Source organism: Borrelia hermsii DAH, assembly GCF_023035675.1.
In the GTDB taxonomy this organism is placed as follows: Bacteria; Spirochaetota; Spirochaetia; order Borreliales; family Borreliaceae; genus Borrelia; species Borrelia hermsii.
The window spans coordinates 66,167-84,212 of sequence record NZ_CP073142.1; the positions used below are offsets into that span (position 1 = coordinate 66,167).

The following is an 18,046-nucleotide window of genomic DNA, read 5'->3' on the forward strand; positions in this document are numbered from 1 at the left end:
ACTTAAAAAATTAAAGTATCACACAGAGGATTTAAGGCCCAAAAAGTACCATACTCCAGTATTTAGCTCTTAATAAAACATAAAACTACATCTACCATCAATCTCATACTGACATAAAACACAATAATATCACTTCGATTCGAAATGCTTGACCCAATAGACTTGCCGTGCCTTAGACCATCATTTTGCACAATAATATTATTAGCAAGTATCTCTAAAACAGACGCTCTATCAAAATTATTGACAGCTATTCTTACTAGTAAATCTGAAAGTTTGCTTACAAATCTATTTCTATCCTCAACCACCTCTTCTAAATAAAAATAAATTTTAGTAAGCTCTTCAGCAGTCTTGGTAGCCTTAAGTCGCTCTAAGGTTGCATCACTAAAATTCTCATTTAGAAGTGTTTTAAGTAACTTTGCACTATCTAACAAATACTCTAATAATTGCGAAGCATACATTAAATCTAGATTAATGGAATTAATGTTTAAGCTCAATGTATGAAATATAAACTCTAAACTCTTAATAGCTCTAATATTATAATCTAAACCCTCATAAATAAAATCTGCATTATTATAGACTGGAAATATTTGTGCTATAGGAAAACCAAATATAGGCTTGCCTCCACTGCCTAAGTTTTTAAATGTTCTACTATTAAAGAACTCTTTGTATTTTTTTACCATTTTATAAAGTTTATAAAAAGCTACATGTCTAGAATCAATCTTGGTTGGTTTTAACACCACTCTTTGATCACATGGCCCTCTATTTTTTTCTAAATCTTTTGAACCTGTTGTACCAAAACCCGAGCCGTTTGGATCATTTTGCTCACAAGCCAGCATGACCAATACACACAATACCATACTCACCTTTTTCATGAATTTCCCCTCTTCTTATATAAATTCATATATAGACAGTAATAATGATAATTAAGATATAAATATATACATAACAACATTTCAATCAAACTCTTGTGTTTGCACAATGCCTCAAATCTCTCTAGTCTTTGCCCCAACACCTAAAACTTAAGATGCAATTTTTGTAATTAGATTAACCAAATTGTCAATATCTCTTAACAAACTATACATACCTACAATTTTTTCCTTAACTTTTCCATCATTAACAATCTTCTTAAGTTCACTCTCCATTTTAAGTCTATTACCTCTTACTAATGCTGCTCCACTTATAACCTTTTTAAGGTCTTCAATTAACTCATCCCTTGCCTGCATAAACGCAAACAGATAATAAGTAATCTGAGTAATATTCTCTATTGTTGCAGCACCACTAGTTCTAATTTCATTTAATTTTTCATCACTCAAGCTATTACAAAGAGAATTAGTATAATACACAACCTGCTCCAAATTGAATAACAATAGAGAAACAATCCTTGCATCTCTATCTCCCCCATTAGCCCATACTTTCCAATTAAATTCAGAAAGTATGGACTTTAATGCATTCATAATGCCACGATCATGTCCTAAAGCTATATAAACATCGTGACTCTTCGTATTTTTAGGTACCATACCATAATCTGCCAATTCATGGACAATAAAATCACTCTTAGCATCAATCAAATAAGGAATACCGTTTATATCATTTAAATGTTCCTCCAAAAGTTGCTCTTTAAAATGCTCTACTAGTGATTTTAAGTCATCACAAGCTTTACTTCTTGTCTTTTGTAAAAATGGCACTAGCATAGACATTCTAGAGAAACCTTTTGCTCTACCATCACGCATTGATACTGCGTCACGTCCCTTACCATCAGCAGTACACCCTAGCACTAAACCCAGCATACACAATACCATACCAAACCTTTCCATAAAATCTCTCCTCTTAACTATCACTATTCTTTCTGCAAAAATATCAACCCCTAACGAAAATTTCCTTGAATTTATAAAAACTAAAGGAAAACTATTTGCCTTTGATCAAGCAACAATCATATCAAGATCAATCAATTCCATAATATCAAATACAAGACCATGCAGATTGCGAAGCATACTATTAAGCATAACGTTATGGTTAGCAAGAACACCTCCATTTAATGCCTTTACCACATCCTCTACAGTAGTCCTTGATGCAGCTGATATCATGCCATCCTTAACCCGAGGTATCAAATCTTTTATGCCACCTATAAACTGAACTAGATACTGAGTAATTTTTTTAAGATCACCTGCATCTCTGGATTTAAGCATCTCTAATTTTGCACTATTTAAAACCTCTTCAAAGAGAGTATGAATTGAATGTGCAATATGTATAAAACTGTTTAATAAATTAGCCACAGTTCTTGTATCCCTATCATGTATACTACTAAAATCCAATTTCTCAAATATTTGACCTAAGCTGCGAATAACTTCAACATCATACCCTAATGCCTCATAAATCCCTTCCAAATCTGATGGATAATAAATTTCATTTAATGCTCCCTTGAAATTAATATTTAATTGAGTCTCTTCAGGAACAAATGCAGTATGTTTATTTGCAAGTTCTTGTTTAAAGCCCATTAATACTTTACCAAGTTCATCAAAAGCTGGATTTATTGCATTCATATATTTCTCCTTTTTTACACATACCACCTACAGCAGAGCATATGTAATTAATCAAAATAATTATTATCTATATTTAATCTGCAAGAATATAATTCCTTAACGCAGATTTTGCTTTAACTTTAAAAAACTAAAGGAATAATACTTTAAGTAACTTACTATAGAAGATCAACTAATTCTATGATATCAAATAGAAGATAATGAATATTGCGCATCCCCCTATTAAGCCTTGCATCTGCACTAGATATAACTCTATTTAATTCCTTTAATATGTTATCTTCATTAGTCTTTGATGCAGCAGATACTATAACAGACTTAAGCTGGGGCATTAAATCTTTTATAGCATCTATAAACTGAACTAGATATTGAGTAATCTTTTTAAGATCACCTGCATCTCTGGATTTAAGCATCTCTAATTTTGCCTTATTTAAAACTTCTTCAAAGAGAGTATGAATTGAATGTGCAATATGCATTAAGCCATTTAATAAATTAGTAACAATTCTTGTATCTCTATCGCCTATATTTCTGAAGGTCAACTCCGCAAACACTTTGCCTAAGCTACGAATAACTTCAATATCATACCCCAATGCCTCATGAACTTCTTCCAAATCCGATGGATAATAAATTTCATTTAATGCTCCCTTAAAATTAACATTCAATTGCATCTCTTTAGGAGAAAATGCAGCTCGGTCATTTTCAAGTTCTTGTTTAAAATTCATTAATATCTTATTTAGATCATTAAAGGCTAGATTTACTTCATTCATATATTTCTCCTTTTTACACACAGCACCTACTTTGTAATGTACTTACATTTAACATTAATTATACAACATAAATTATATTATTTAATTAACGTTAAAATAAAAAACATCAACCCTTAAAATGCAAAAACTCTCACTTACAAAACAACTAAAAGAATAATACTTTAAGCAACTAACTATAGAAGATCAACTAACTCTATGATATCAAACAAAAGATAACAAATATTGCGCATCCCCCTATTAATCTTTGCATCCGGACTAGAGATAACTCTATTTAACTCCCTTAATATATCATTTTCATTAGTCTTTGATGCAGCAGATGCTATAACAACCCTAACTTGCAACATCAAATCTTTTACCATCTCTATAAAATGAACTAGATACTGAATAATTTTCTCAAGGTCACTTGTATCTCTAAATTTAAGCATATCTAATTTTGTTTGATTTAAAATATCCCTAAAGATAATCTGAATTGAATATGCAACTCGCATTAAACCATTTAGTAAATTAATGACAATCCTTGTATCTCTATCACCTACATGCTTGAGGTTTAACCTATCAAATATCCCTCCTAATTTACCAATAACTTCAACATCATATCCTAACATCGTATAAATTTTGTCCCGATCTGATTGATAATAGACGATATCCTCTAATGTTCCCTTGAAATTAATATTTAATTGAGCCTCTTTGAGAATAAATGCAGCACGTTCATTTTCAAGTTCTTCTCTGAACTCGACTAATATTTTTTGAAGCTCATTAAAAACTTGATCTCTCTTGGCCATAATCTCTCCTTTTTTTACACATACCACCCCCTATTAAAATATACACATTATACAATACCATTAATGTATTTACTTTAGTCTTTAAAAAACTATCCTCTTCTTAAAGACCAACTTAGAGCCAAATAAACAAAATTCGTTTACAAAAGGCAATTCCCAAGATAAAAAAGATCTAAAGCCTAAGACATTTTCTACTCTAAAGAACCACAAACAGATCTAAACATTAATAATTAACTATCCCATTTAAATAAATCTATCAGCTTGTTTTCAATATTAAACACATTGCCTACAAGCCTAGCTAAAATTTCCTTTGATAACTCACCTGTATCATCAATAAGCGATTTCAAACAATTTATCATTACAGCTTTATCACCCCTCTTTGCTGCTGCTGTTTTTATGAAGCTTCTAATTTTAGACATCACCTCAACTCTTGCTTGAATAAACTGCTCTAAATCAGAAGTAATATCATCAAGCACACTAACAGAACCTACCTCAATCATCAAACTATTCCTAATTCTAATCAAGTTTTTCTTGCTTAAATGCTTATGGAACAATATGACTGCCAAGTTTGTAACATCCGTTAACTGCTTTAAAATACGACCAGCAATATCAACATCACTAGTACTGCTCTTACCTTTTCTCAAATCTAATGTATTTAGTATTTCTTTAAGGCGCTCAATAACTTTAGAATCATTCCCTAACGTAACAGCAATACTACGCTTGGTAGCATCTTCTTCAGCCTGTAATAATACTAAGGAATAAGATTGATCATTAAATAATAAAGGTCCCTTTAGAACAACTGACTCAAGCTCATTTACAAGCTTGCTCCTATAATTATCGACTTTGAATTTGAGTACATTGTAAGCCTTCTGTGCTTTTGCATCCAATAATGACGACTCATACTCTGGTCTACACGCCACACACATTATCAGAAATAAACTTAAAATGCTCATTATGCATGATACCACACTCATTCTCTGCATATATATTCCCCTACCTACACGGCACCTGTATGCCTTTCTATGAAATTACGACTTATAGTAAATGTATTTTTATACTATAATTATAAACTAAATTTAACATCAACCACAGCTTTTCTATTTTGATCGCGATTTTTTAATAACTTTTTAACAGAAATAATAAATACGCAAATAACCAATACTACTAAAGAGACACAAAACATACTCGTAAGATCACGTGTATTATTAAACCCACCAGCTTCTTGCAACTTGAAGGGATATTTACCGGATTACTTTGCTATTAAAGCAAGCAAAAGATTTGCATGCCCCAACAAAAATGGCAAAGTCTGCACTATCATTGATTACTGAATTTACTATGCCCCCTTGCTTAATTGAGCGTAATATTTAATTTCTAATCCCTTCATAATAATCTTCAACTTTAAATCCTGAACTAGACTCTCATCATCAGTAATTTTTTTAAGCTTATTTGTCATAATTACCCTATCACGCCATAGTGGTTCTGATTCATCTATAGCTATCTTAATCTGAGACATCGCATTGGTCCTTAAAGCAGACAATTCCTTGAAAGCATTATAAATTTTAGTAAGCTCTTCTGCAGACTTAATGCTGCCCAATTGCTCTAAACTAACATCATTTAAATGATCAACCACAACTTCCCTCATATAATATGTAGTGTTATATAAAATGTCTAATAACTTAGCAACAATGGTTGCTGGTCTTGTGGGAAAATAAGTAGGAGCTGTTGCAGGGGTTATTGCTCTTACAATAGTTTCCAGCTTTGCAATAAGATCAACATCATAACCCAAGGTATCATAAACTATGTCCTTTTCCTCCCAGCCACTAAATTTCGGAAATTTTTCAAAAAAAGGCATCTGAAAGTAATAACGCCCTCGTCTAAACCTAAATTGAGCAGTTCTAAATGCTTTGCTGTACTGTTCTAGTTCATTTTTTAGTTTATCGTAAATTTGCTCTTTAGAAGTCTTTGTATCAGATGTATTTTGGGGAGCATTACCAGATGTACCTTCTATATCAGTTGAGGATCTTGATATTCTCTTAGCACGAACTTTTTTAATGATATCACTTACAAACGAGCCGGTCTTTGCCTGATCCTCCAATGAACATCCCAGAACTAATCCCAATGCACACACAATAATACATATCATTTTCATCTAAATTCTCCTATATCTGCATTTAACCGTATAAAAAGCTTTTATGCTCAAGGCACACACAGCTACAAAAAACAAAATATTAATATAAACTAATATAAATCTTTCTCATCTACCTCTTCATCTTTCCCATCAACAAACTCTTGAATTCCACGTCCTATTTGAATGATCCCTAAAATTAACTTACCAACCGGTCTTTCAAAACTAAGCATCTCAACAAACTCATCTAACATGGCCTCATTATCATTCTCAAACTTAGCTGCTTTCTTTATAACTATCTTAGATTGAGCAATGAATTTGCTCATTAAATCAGATAATATTTTAAGAGTATCATAAAGCTTAGTTAGATCTTCTTCTGATTTGATGAGACTTAATTGTTCCAAACTAACATCATTTAAATGATCAACTAAAACTGATTTGAAGTAATATGTAACCTCATACAAACGGTTTGATAAACAAAAAATAACAATTGATGCTGATCCCAGTTTGTCATCTAATTCCTTCAGGGTTATTTTACTCATCATTGTTTCTAACTTTCTAATAATATTAACATCATAACCCAAGGCAGCATAAATCATATCCCATTTCGCTTCGTTTAATTTTATAAATTTTTCAAAAATAGGAATACTAAATTGATGCTGGCCCTGTTTAAATTTAAACTGCACAGTTCTAAATGCTCTTCTGTACTCCTCTACTCTGTTTTTTAATTTTTCATAAATTTGCTCTACGGAAGTCTTTGCATCAGATGTACCACCAGATACATGCTCAAATTCACTATTTACATGAGTTAAAACCGATCTTCTTCTATTAACATGAGATCTTTTTACAACATCACTTACAAATGAACCAATCTTTGCCTCATCCTCCAATGAACACCCCATCATTAATTCCAAGGCACACAACATCACACACATCCTTTTCATCTAAATTCCCCTTTTTATATCCCTCCTGTAGAACGCTTACAATACGTATTAATCAATATGTTAGCACATAGTATTATGCAATTACTACTTCAAATTAGTCTCACTATTTATACAGTAACATAAAATAACTAATATTTATATAAGAGTTTAATTAAATAGCATTAAACTAAACATTTAATTAATTCTTTGGTTAATTTAATATACCCGTGCTTGAAAAACACTAAAACCTCCAAGCACCCCCATTTCAAGACCCTTTCAAGACCTTACCCACGCAAAAAATTTTCATTTACTATGGTTGTACTTGCACATTAAATAAATCTTCAATCGTCTTTGCTATGACCACCATCTTTCCAACTGCCTGCCTAATCTTCCCATTTTGATCAGTAATCTTTTTAAGCTCAGCTTCCATAGCCGCTTTACCAGGTTCTGCTGCTGCTTGTGAGATATGTAGACACAACTTGGGTATCAAGTTCTCTCTTAGTTGAATCAATGTTTCTAGGTAAACATCAATAGCAATAATATCCTCTGATGATACTGCATCATTAATCTTAATCTTATCTAGATTGAAAAAATTTAAATGATTATTCAGCACGATTTCTCTAACATAATATGTAACATTATATAAAATATCTAATAAATCAGAAGCAATTCTCTTATCTAGCCCGCTTAAATAAGAAGGGGCATTTGGATCTATCTTATTTACCAGTGTTTCTAATTTTCCAATAACTTCAATATCATACCCCAATGATGCGTAAACTATATCCTTTTTTGCATCACCATCAAATTTTGCAAATCGTTCAAAAAAAGGAATACTAAACTGATGTTTACCCTGAGCAAATTGAAAGCCCGCATCTAAAAATTTATTCTTAGACTCTCTCACTCTGCGTTCAAGTCCATCATAAGCTTCTTCTTTGGTCTTTGTCAAAACTGACAAGTCCGATGAGAAGTCCGCATCATCAGCTCCATCCTTCTTATTTGATGAAATTGATTGAACATCTTCAAGCTGATCACCTACTAAAGAAGATTCGTCTTCTTTAGTAGGTGAATCTTCTTTAGTAGCCACTTGTACTTCTGCGAGCGCTAACTCTTCCAGAAGTCCTGAGTTATGCCTTATATCTTGATTCCAATAAAACATTATAAACACAATAAATAATACTAACAATACTAACAATAACAGCATATCAAAATTTTTCATATATTCTCCTTTCTACAAAACGAAAATTACATAACCATAACTATGTAGATAGATAGTACACCCCAACATTTACCATTAAATACTGCAATACGCTTAATTTAAGAAATTAAATTTTATTAATACTCAAAATAGACATAAATAATCTAATATCTATTTTGACTGACTTGAGTAAGCCTAACAAAATAGTTTTGTATTTGCATCAAAAAGGTATAAACACTTCAATTGCTCAATTTATGCTCACACACTTAACTCTTATGCGATTATCCTTGTAAGGACAGTCGCACATCTCACAAAGATAAAGGATAATAACCTTTATCTTTCAAATAAATTACTTAATTCCTTAATTTCTTAATTTACATTAATCCACAAAGTATTTTCCTTCCACTAAATCAGCAAGAATACTTGCATGGTGTTTCATAACCTCAAAATTTGAAGCAATCGATCCCCATTGCTCTCGATCCACACTCCTCTCTAATATGCTTAACACACTTTCTTTATCTGTAAACTGTGGGCTTAAGCTATATCGATCCATCTTACGTCTCAAATCATACAACATGTTTATAGCTAATTCTCCAGCAACCTTCCATTCATTTAAAAATGTCTCTAAGTTCCAAGAAATGACAGAAATAGTTGCAACATCATAAACAAACGGCTTTAAGCGTGATTCATGTAAATACTCATATACAACTTTTGTAGCAAGATCTGATATTTGATCTAAAACCGATATAAATTTATTTGCAGCTCTTAAATCACGGGAATCAGGATCATCTAAATTTAACATACTTAATATTTTCATCAATATATATGGAGGTTCAATTTTATAGTGTAATGCCGCAAGAATGTTACGGTGCGTAACTAGATCATTTACTACCAAACTCATTTTATCTAAAGGATAGGTAACAGGCTCTCTCATCATCCCACCAGTGAATTTAGAGTAATACTTTTTAGGATCAATAAATCTTTTGTGGCGATCTAGCATAGATACTATATCAACGATATCATATACTAAGTTGCCCCTTCTTTGAGAACCTAAAACATCAATGCGCCTTGGCGCTGAACGTGACGGGCGGCTTGCAAAAATTTCCAAACGATCATCATCAAACAAACTTGTAACACCATCAGAACTGTATCCATCGTTATTGCTACCCTCTTGGGGTTTCAATCCTGATGACTGCTCACAGGCTACCACGCATAAAACAAATAAAATAACATAAATAAAATGAATTTTTTTCAAAATAAACTCCTTTGATTAAAAATCAAAAATTACGCAACAATACCACTACTACTATCCACTATTATAATGTTTTGACATTTGCCAATAATCAAAATTAAAACATAACTATTATGTCATTAATTAAACTAATATTAACTTATGGAAAATTTAATATCTCTTTTTTAAATTAATTTAATATTAATTAATATGCAAGCTAAATCAATACATCAAGCTGCAGCTATATTTTGCTTGTGTTAAAAATCAACTGCAAAATCAGATAAACAAGAAATACAGAATTTACCTTAAGTACTAACAATTAAATTCAAATAAATAAAATTTATATTAAAGCACACTAAGTAAGTTATTAACTGAACATTGAATTATAGCTGCCTTTTGCTTCGTAAATTCAAATGCCAAGACAATATCTGTTTTAGGCCCCATAATTTTTTGCAAGACTTCCAACATGCCTTCTGCATGTCCTGCTCTTATTTTTACTCTTAATATTTCATTTTTAATCTTTTCTATAAATTGAGCCCTGGTTTGCATAAATTCATCTATATGATCATGAAGCTCAACAAGATTTTGTGTAGACTTGCTTCTTGCAAGATCAGTTAAGCGTGGTCCATCTAAATACTCATTTGTAACCTGAATAGCTAAATTTGTAATACTACTTAAAGCAAATAATATATTATAACTTATATCTAACAACTGGGCCTGCGGCCCTTTTGATTTTGTGTCTTTTGCTTGCGGTGCTTCACTTAAGTTTAATGAACCAATTATTCTTCCTAAATGATTAATAACTTGAACATCATGTCCTAGAGAAGAATAAATATTTTGCACTAAAGCTGGATTAAGAAATTTCACAGACACTTCTTTAAAACGAGGCATTGATAATGCCTCTAGTTCAGTTCCCTTATCATCAATAACTGTTTTCCCGCCATTTTTTTTAATTTTTTTGTTAATCTCATTAATGTTAGCCTTAAATTTCCTCATTTCATTTACAATTTGTGCCCTATATCTAGTTACGCTTTGTTTAAGTTGCTCATAAACCCTATCTCTTTCTATTTGCTCATCCTTTGATAGTTCTGCTGGAGGTATTATCAACGTTCCTTCTGCACATGGCAAAACTTGTGTTTTTACAATACCTGATGTCAAATCATTGCCCTGCTCTATTTGCTTGCGCTTATTAATTGACATTGATCTTGAACTCCTTATGTTCCTTTTTTGGCGGCCTGTTGATGATGGTTTACAAGTTACAATAAATAAGCCCAGTAACACACCGAATACAAAAAACACTGTGTTAAACTTTTTCATGCCTCCTCCTTAAGCAAAGAGTTATAAACTACATATCATTAGCTAATACGTAACACATAATATATTCTAATATCAAAATGATATTAGAATATATTATTATGATTTATATATCTATATTAATTTAAAATTAACACAAATTACAATAATTTTTAATAAATTTAATAAAATATTACCAATAGGGAAATTAAAGTGTTAAAACCAGTTTGATTCGTTTTTAAAGCAAATAACTAATAATGCACAAACTACGTGACTCACAATTTTAATCTCAAGAACACTTAAGCAAACTGTCTAGTTAACGACTCAATTTGATTTGCTACGTTATTTATAAAGTTAACTGAACGTTTAATCTCGCCACTCTCAATAAAAATATTACTTAGTTTATCCAATATATCTGGATCATTATTCATTTCTGCCTGAACTCTTTCAATCTCTTTTATAATCTTCAAAGTAACATCGCATCTTATTCTCATCACCTCATCTAAAAGAGAATTAATCTTAGTAATAACTCCCTCACCCTTGCTTGCTATAATTTTAGTTAAACGTGATTCACTTAAATGCTCATTTAAAATTACTTTAACTGAATCTGTAGCATCCTTTAAAAGATCTAATAACTTAATGGCAACAGCAGTATCCTCATTATCAGTAGGAGGATCTTGTAAATCTAATTTACTAAATAACATCTCTAATTTCTTAATAACATCAAAATCATATCCAAGACTTGCATAAATGCCGTCCTGAGCATCAACAGCATCATTATCAAAGACTGATGATACCTTAAAGAAAGGAATATTAAATTGATAAGCAGCTTTTTTAAACTTAATCTCTGCAGCAGAGAATGCTATCCTATATTCAGTTACTTTATCTGATAACTTACTGTAAGCCGCATCTCTTAATATCACTTCGGTCTTTGTTAAAGCCATAGCTTGCCTGATTCGCCCTGACCCACAAGACATCATGCTTAATAACATACAAAACATAAATATCATTTTCATAAATCTATTCTCCCTTCTAAAAATTCATTCTCCCTTTTAATATCAAAAAATACTTAAATATCAAATAATAATAAGTACATTTTGATATTAAATCCTATACAATAGGACCACATTTATGCAATAACTTTTATGTAAAAATCTTAAAAAATCTTCAAATTGCCTAAAAAAGTGCCCAAAAGACGCAAATTATAGCATACTTTCAGGCATACATAAACTAAAGGAGAATAACAAAGTAAAGGACAAAGTACTTCAAACCACATCTTACGCGCTTAAAAGAACTTAATAAAACACTAAAGGGGCAAACCCTCTTGCTACTTAAACATTATTAATTAACTTTGAAATCCTCCTAGACATTTATTTTTACCAAACGAACATTTGCATTAAATCCCATCATAAATAACACTCTTTAACTTTTGCAAAAAAATTTGCCTTCCACCAGTCAGATCTATTGCTAACATCCGCCCCATAACTTGTGCGACTAAATCTTTTTCTCTAGCCGCAGCTTTTTTTAGATTAAAAATGATTATCGAAATAGTGCCTACATCTTTGTTTATGCTCATTCTATTTAAATTTGCATCACTTAGATGACCATTAAGGATTTCATCAATTGGTTCTGTAATTTCCTTTAAAAGGTATAAAAAATCATAAGCAAGCTTTGTATCCCTAGTCGTGTGATCAAAGGTTAAACCCCCCGGGATTTTTACTAATCTGCCTATGACTGGAGCACCATGCCCCAATGCAGCATAAACATTAGTTCTGACATCTGGCAATTCAAAGACTGGCATAAATTTACTGAAAGGAATATTAAACTTAATACTAAACTTATGATTGTCTTTTTGAAAACCAGTAAATGCCTGGCTAAATTCATTCCTATAAGTCCCTGCTGCTTCCTCAAGCATACTATAAACTCTTTCTCTTACCTTAATCCCTAGTTGGAACTTATGACGTGAGCTATAAATATAAAACAACATGGCTACAATGAATGACATAATAAGCACACAAAACATCGCACACATTCTTTTCACCACACACTCCCTTTCAAAAACTACAATACAATTGCATTAACATAACAATGCTACAGCGTATAATATATCTTGATACTTATTATTATATAATAAAATTATAATATGTGAAGCGGTTTAATTTAAAAAATTACTATAAATAATACAAACTTACACATATTTTTAACCACTCTAACAAACGAACAAGCATAATGCACTAAATAAGGCTCTACAGCAAGATTTACCGGTTCAAAAATAAATTAGGAAAACTAAAAAAATCCAAAAAAAAGTGAAAAAATACTAAAAAAAGCGAAAAAAGCTAAAATAATCCTTAAACAAATTTAAAATAATCCTTAAACAGATATAAAATAAAATCAAAAGTAGAAGTTAAAATAAACCAAATAAAATCAAATATAAAACTTAGCAATAAATACAAGTAATTAAAGATAGCACTTGCAATAAACCAAATAAAATTAAATACAAAATTTAGAAATAAATATAAATAATTAAACACATACCAAAAATAATGAGAGGTAGAATCTGGATAAACTAATAAACTCAATAAAAGTGCTAAGCCTAATAAAATTAACAAACTTGATAAAAGGAATAAAAATAAAAATTTACGCAAAATCATCATCCTGCAAAGGCTCAACCCTCATGGGCTTAATATAACCATTACCTTTAGTAGAGAAAAAATCATGAGTTTTAGTATTAGTTCTAAGCCCATTTAAAACTAAAGGATTAACATCAATATCTCGAATATTAAATGCAGAATCAAATCCTAAATTCATCAAGGCCTTATCAGCATTATACCTAACAAAAACATCAACAGCACCCTCAAGCCCAATAGATGAATATAGGTCTTTAGTATATGCACTCTCTAAATAATAAAGTCTCTCTAAAATCAATGTTGCCTCTCTTTGAGCAAATGCTTGCTCCTTAAAAGTCATTTTATTAAACTCTTCTTGCGCCAAAAGACCAACAAATACTCCATGAACAGATTCATCACGTAATATTAAATTAATAATCTCACCACTATTAACCATCTTACCTTGACCTGCAAGATAGAGGGGATAAAAAAACCCTGAATAAAATAAAAACGTCTCAAGAAATACAGAAGTACACAAAGCCTTATATAAACTCATCCTATCGTGTATGCTGTTATACTTGCCCAAGATCAAATCCAATTTATCTTGGAAATTTCTATAAGTCTTAACCCAGCCAAATATATGATCTATTCGATCTATGTTTGATAAACTTGAGAATATGCTACTATAACTCTTAGCATGCATATGCTCCATAGCACCCATAAACCCAAGAACCGGTTTATAATCCAGATTATCTATTGCCAAAGCTAGACGCGGCATACCAACAGAACCTTGCTCTGTATCTAATAAGGTAAGTCCACCCAAAACCTTCTCGTAAACATCCCGCTCCTCACCATCTAAGGTATTCCAAACCAACTTATCATCAGAGATTGGAATCTCTTCATCTACCCAAAATTGTCTTATATTTTGATCCCAAAACATCTTAGTATAACTATTATTTAATCTATTCCAATTGATAGCTTCTCTATTTTGCTTCATTAATACTCCCCTAAATCATAATTATATTGCACAAAGAATACATTCATCTACCGATAAATTTTTATTACGCGTATAATACAAGCTCTTAAGTCCCTTATTTTTAGCATAAATGTAAAGTTTTACAAGCTCCCTAGTACTAGTTTCATTTGTAACATAAAGAAGAGTACTAATTCCTTGATCAACATGCCGCTGAGCTTCACTTATTAAATCAATTAATTTTCTCATATCCATATAATATGCCGACTTAAAAAACAAAGCATTTTCCTTGCTAAGATATGGCATTGGATAATAAGTTGTAGAATTACCATAAACCCTAGCCTCAACAGGTTCAACAATAGGCATAAGAGATGTTGTTGCATTTTGAATATAAGATATACTCTGTGTTGGTGCTACTGCTAACCTATATGCATGATAAAGTCCATGCATTTGAACATCACGCTTAAGACTCTCCCAATCACTCTTTAAAGGAATCTTTATACCGCTAAATATCCCCTTTACAACTTCTGTTTTGGGGGAGAAATCTTCAGTTAAATACATATTAAAGTAATTGCCATTATAATATTCACTTTGCTTAAAATCTTTAAAAGTCTTGCCTCTAGTTTTTGCAATATTCATACTACTCTTAATGGAATAAAAATTTAATAACATAAAAAAGGTACGAACAAAATCTATAGCCTCAGCACTCTCATAAGGAATCTTATTTTTAATTAAAAACCCATGCAAATTCATAACACCAAGACCAACAGCATGATAATCATTATTTGCCTTGCTTATGCTTGGAGCATTTTTAATGTCAGTTTTATCACAAACAGATGTCAATGCCTGCATGGCAATATCAACTGTATGCTCAAAATTGCTATTAACTACATTTACAATATTTAACGAGCCTAAGATACAACTAACATCATATCCAATCAAATCCCCCTCTCCATAATCACCAATAATGGATGGTGTTTGAATTTGAAAAATCTCTGTACAAAGATTAGACATCTTAATTTTTCCAATACCTTTGAGTGGATTATTTAAATTGCATGCTGTTTGGTACATTATATAAGGATATCCAGACTCAAACTGCAACCTAGCAATACGAACAAGCATGTCTCTAGCTTTAATCTCTTTTTTTAAAATATTAGGATTACTTGCAAGTAAATCATATTCCAAGTCAAAATCAATTTCATTCATAAACCTGCCAGTTGCCTTATAAAGTGAATATGGCGCAAAAGCATAATAACTTTGACCTTGTTTTGCAATCTCAAAAAATTTATCTGGAATAATTACTCCTAATGATAATGTTTGAACACGACTCTTCTCATCAGCATTAATCTTTTTTGTATCTAGAAAATCTTCTATATCATAATGAAAAATATTTAAATATACAGCACCAGCTCCTTTTCGCTGTCCCATCTGATCTGCATAATTAAATCCATCCTCTAAAAGCTTCATAACGGGAATAATACCTTTTGCAATATTACAAATTCCCCGTATCTCCTCACCTCTAGCCCTAATATTGGAAAGATTTAAAGCCACTCCTCCACCAATTTTTGAAAGCTGCATAGCAGAAGAAATATTAAAAGTAATACTATTAAGGGAGTCACCAACTTCCAATAAGAAACATGATACAAGCTCACCTCTTACCCTTTTACCAGCATTTAAAAATGTAGGAGTTGCAGGCTGATATCGCTGCTTTATCATCTCTGAAGCAAGTTTTAAAGCAAGCTCAAAACAACCATCAGCAAGAAAAAGACTAACTGCAATTATTCTATCCTCATAAGACTCAAGATAAGTATCACCATTAAGCTTAAGTGCATAATCTTTATAAAACTTTGAAGCACTCATATAAGACTTAAACTTAAAATTTTCAAACTCGACAAGCTTATATATTTCAAGTATTTGCGCTTCAGAATAGTTTTTATAAAAATCTTCATATAAATTATTATCAATTAAATAATGCATCCTTTCATTTGGATTACTGAATCTTAAAGACTTAGCTTTGACCTCTTCTAAAAAAACACTCAAAGCTTCAAGATCTTTTTCTAATCTGTAAAATCCATCCTTTAAAACCATTATCTCGTTATTTAACTCTAAGTGCCTCATTTTTAATCCTTTCTACAAAACTCTCAACATCATGTGATGTTCCTGAAAGTTCAAACTTTAGTATTTCCTCAACATTATATTCATTTCTTATTAAATTAACAGCATTGCAAAATGAATCACCCCAATTTCTATTCCCAGAGCCAGCAACTCCAACCATAAGTTTAAAATTATGCTTTAAAAAATTTTCTACCTCAGATGGAACCTTGCCAAAGGAAATCGTATATGTAAGCAAAACATAAGGCCTATTTACGATCTCAGAGCCTGTAACTATACGAAAAGTATCCTTAAGGCCCGTTTTTGCAATAAACCGCTCTATATTTCCTGTTTTTGAAGCATAAACTACTAAAATATATCTATCTCCTAACAATAAATTTCCTAATAAAATTAAAATTGTAAATTATAAATTAAGTTTTTCTTTTAACCGATTTAAAAGTTTTTCAGGTAAATTAATTTTAGTTAAATCTAATACCTTGCGAATCTCACATACCTCTTCACTTGAAAGCATAACACCCCCTAAAATATGCCTTTTAAAACTAGCTGTTGCTAATGGTGCAACTAACTCCACAATGTCTAATATAATCTTAGCGTATTCTCTTATTTCTTTTTGTGCATGCCCTGATGATCTAAGTTTAATAAAACGAAACAAATTATTTAAATCAATCTGCCAGTACCATTCTGTATATAAACTTAAAGGCAAAGTTATTCTTGCAAGCTCTCTTGAGACATCTCCCTTGATCATATCATCATAAATCTTATAAGAATGCTTATAACTCTCATCTAGACCACTTAAAAAGGACAAAGCAATATCAGCTTCAACATCCTCATCTGAACGACCCTGTTTATTTAGAGTGCTTTGCCTCTTAATATCTTCCCTTAAAGGAACATAAAATTCTTCCCTCATAAGGCTATAACGCCCTGAGACTTCATTAATTCTTGATGTTCTATGTCTCATCCATTGCCTTGCAACAAATATTGGAGCTTTAACATGAAAAGTCAAAACTACTTGCTCAAGTGGACTTGTATGTTCATTTCGAATCAAATAGTCAATAAGACCGGCACTATCTCTTTTCGCTTTAGAATCCCTATAAGAAACCCTAGCAGCATTTACAATGCGCTCATCGCTGCCCATATAATCAATAAGCCTTAAGAATCCCTTATCTAAAACCTTATATTCCTTGTCCAATATCTCTTCTGCTGCCTTTACATGATCGTGCATATACCCGTCCTAATTAATTAAAATTTCTATCTAAAATTATTGTAAATCCCCACCAGAGCTTTCTGGTAGCCTACAGATATCGTAAACAAAAAGTAAAATCTGTATACGACTTTAGAATAATATCACAATTATTCCACAATATTTTATATTATTCTATAAATATCTTGACTATTAAACAACTCATCTTATTATAGATAACTTAACTTCTCCTTAATAAAAATTAAAACCAAAACTCAAATAAAAGTTAATAAAATAAATGTTAACATAAAACTATCGATTATTAAAT

Annotated in this window: 17 protein-coding genes; all 17 read right to left on the bottom strand. The window is 31.3% G+C overall.

The genetic code is table 11. The features are described from left to right. Positions 1-62: 62 nt before the first annotated feature. The 17 genes from bhDAH_RS06015 to thyX all read right to left on the bottom strand — a co-directional run bounded on the left by bhDAH_RS06015 (position 63) and on the right by thyX (position 17,760). Positions 63-872 (bottom strand): hypothetical protein, encoded by an 810-nt coding sequence (locus bhDAH_RS06015; RefSeq protein WP_020732396.1) that lies wholly within the window; start codon positions 870-872, stop codon positions 63-65. A gap of 147 nt (positions 873-1,019) precedes the next feature. Then, positions 1,020-1,814, bottom strand: a complete 795-nt coding sequence (locus bhDAH_RS06020; protein WP_020732397.1) for a hypothetical protein — start codon at positions 1,812-1,814, stop codon at positions 1,020-1,022. 105 nt (positions 1,815-1,919) lie between these two features. Continuing rightward, a complete protein-coding gene (locus bhDAH_RS06025) occupies positions 1,920-2,540 on the bottom strand; it encodes a hypothetical protein (RefSeq protein ID WP_020732398.1) in 621 nt (206 codons plus the stop codon). A gap of 155 nt (positions 2,541-2,695) precedes the next feature. Beyond that, positions 2,696-3,301, bottom strand: coding sequence for a hypothetical protein (locus tag bhDAH_RS06030; protein ID WP_020732399.1), 606 nt, complete (start codon positions 3,299-3,301; stop codon positions 2,696-2,698). Positions 3,302-3,474: 173 nt separating this feature from the next. Beyond that, positions 3,475-4,083, bottom strand: coding sequence for a hypothetical protein (locus tag bhDAH_RS06035; RefSeq protein WP_020732400.1), 609 nt, complete (start codon positions 4,081-4,083; stop codon positions 3,475-3,477). Positions 4,084-4,310: 227 nt separating this feature from the next. Then, on the bottom strand, positions 4,311-5,063 hold the full coding sequence (locus bhDAH_RS06040; RefSeq protein ID WP_020732401.1) for a hypothetical protein: 753 nt from the start codon (positions 5,061-5,063) through the stop codon (positions 4,311-4,313). A 350-nt stretch (positions 5,064-5,413) separates the two neighbouring features. Beyond that, complete coding sequence (locus tag bhDAH_RS06045; protein WP_020732403.1) at positions 5,414-6,229, bottom strand: hypothetical protein; 816 nt, start codon at positions 6,227-6,229, stop codon at positions 5,414-5,416. 89 nt (positions 6,230-6,318) lie between these two features. Further along, positions 6,319-7,149 carry a hypothetical protein gene (locus bhDAH_RS06050; RefSeq protein WP_020732404.1) on the bottom strand — a complete coding sequence of 277 codons (831 nt, stop codon included), beginning with the start codon at positions 7,147-7,149 and terminating at the stop codon, positions 6,319-6,321. Positions 7,150-7,438: 289 nt separating this feature from the next. Next, complete coding sequence (locus tag bhDAH_RS06055) at positions 7,439-8,344, bottom strand: hypothetical protein (RefSeq protein WP_020732405.1); 906 nt, start codon at positions 8,342-8,344, stop codon at positions 7,439-7,441. Positions 8,345-8,702: 358 nt separating this feature from the next. Further along, entirely contained in the window at positions 8,703-9,506 is an 804-nt protein-coding gene (locus tag bhDAH_RS06060) for a hypothetical protein (RefSeq protein ID WP_247098905.1), read from the bottom strand. A gap of 393 nt (positions 9,507-9,899) precedes the next feature. After that, positions 9,900-10,754 carry a hypothetical protein gene (locus bhDAH_RS06065; protein ID WP_062705846.1) on the bottom strand — a complete coding sequence of 285 codons (855 nt, stop codon included), beginning with the start codon at positions 10,752-10,754 and terminating at the stop codon, positions 9,900-9,902. Positions 10,755-11,146: 392 nt separating this feature from the next. Continuing rightward, complete coding sequence (locus bhDAH_RS06070) at positions 11,147-11,863, bottom strand: hypothetical protein (RefSeq protein WP_020732408.1); 717 nt, start codon at positions 11,861-11,863, stop codon at positions 11,147-11,149. Positions 11,864-12,243: 380 nt separating this feature from the next. After that, entirely contained in the window at positions 12,244-12,888 is a 645-nt protein-coding gene (locus bhDAH_RS06075) for a hypothetical protein (protein ID WP_149029005.1), read from the bottom strand. Between the two features lie 596 nt (positions 12,889-13,484). Beyond that, positions 13,485-14,450: a class 1b ribonucleoside-diphosphate reductase subunit beta gene (gene nrdF, locus bhDAH_RS06080; protein WP_062705856.1), complete on the bottom strand. Its 966-nt coding sequence runs from the start codon at positions 14,448-14,450 to the stop codon at positions 13,485-13,487. Positions 14,451-14,471: 21 nt separating this feature from the next. Continuing rightward, positions 14,472-16,544, bottom strand: a complete 2,073-nt coding sequence (nrdE, locus tag bhDAH_RS06085; protein ID WP_062705859.1) for a class 1b ribonucleoside-diphosphate reductase subunit alpha — start codon at positions 16,542-16,544, stop codon at positions 14,472-14,474. Further along, positions 16,522-16,911, bottom strand: coding sequence for a class Ib ribonucleoside-diphosphate reductase assembly flavoprotein NrdI (gene nrdI, locus bhDAH_RS06090; RefSeq protein WP_020732412.1), 390 nt, complete (start codon positions 16,909-16,911; stop codon positions 16,522-16,524). The genes nrdE and nrdI overlap by 23 nt, the downstream gene beginning before the upstream one ends. Before the next feature lie 30 nt (positions 16,912-16,941). After that, positions 16,942-17,760 (bottom strand): FAD-dependent thymidylate synthase, encoded by an 819-nt coding sequence (gene thyX, locus bhDAH_RS06095; protein ID WP_025400302.1) that lies wholly within the window; start codon positions 17,758-17,760, stop codon positions 16,942-16,944. Positions 17,761-18,046 lie beyond the last annotated feature (286 nt).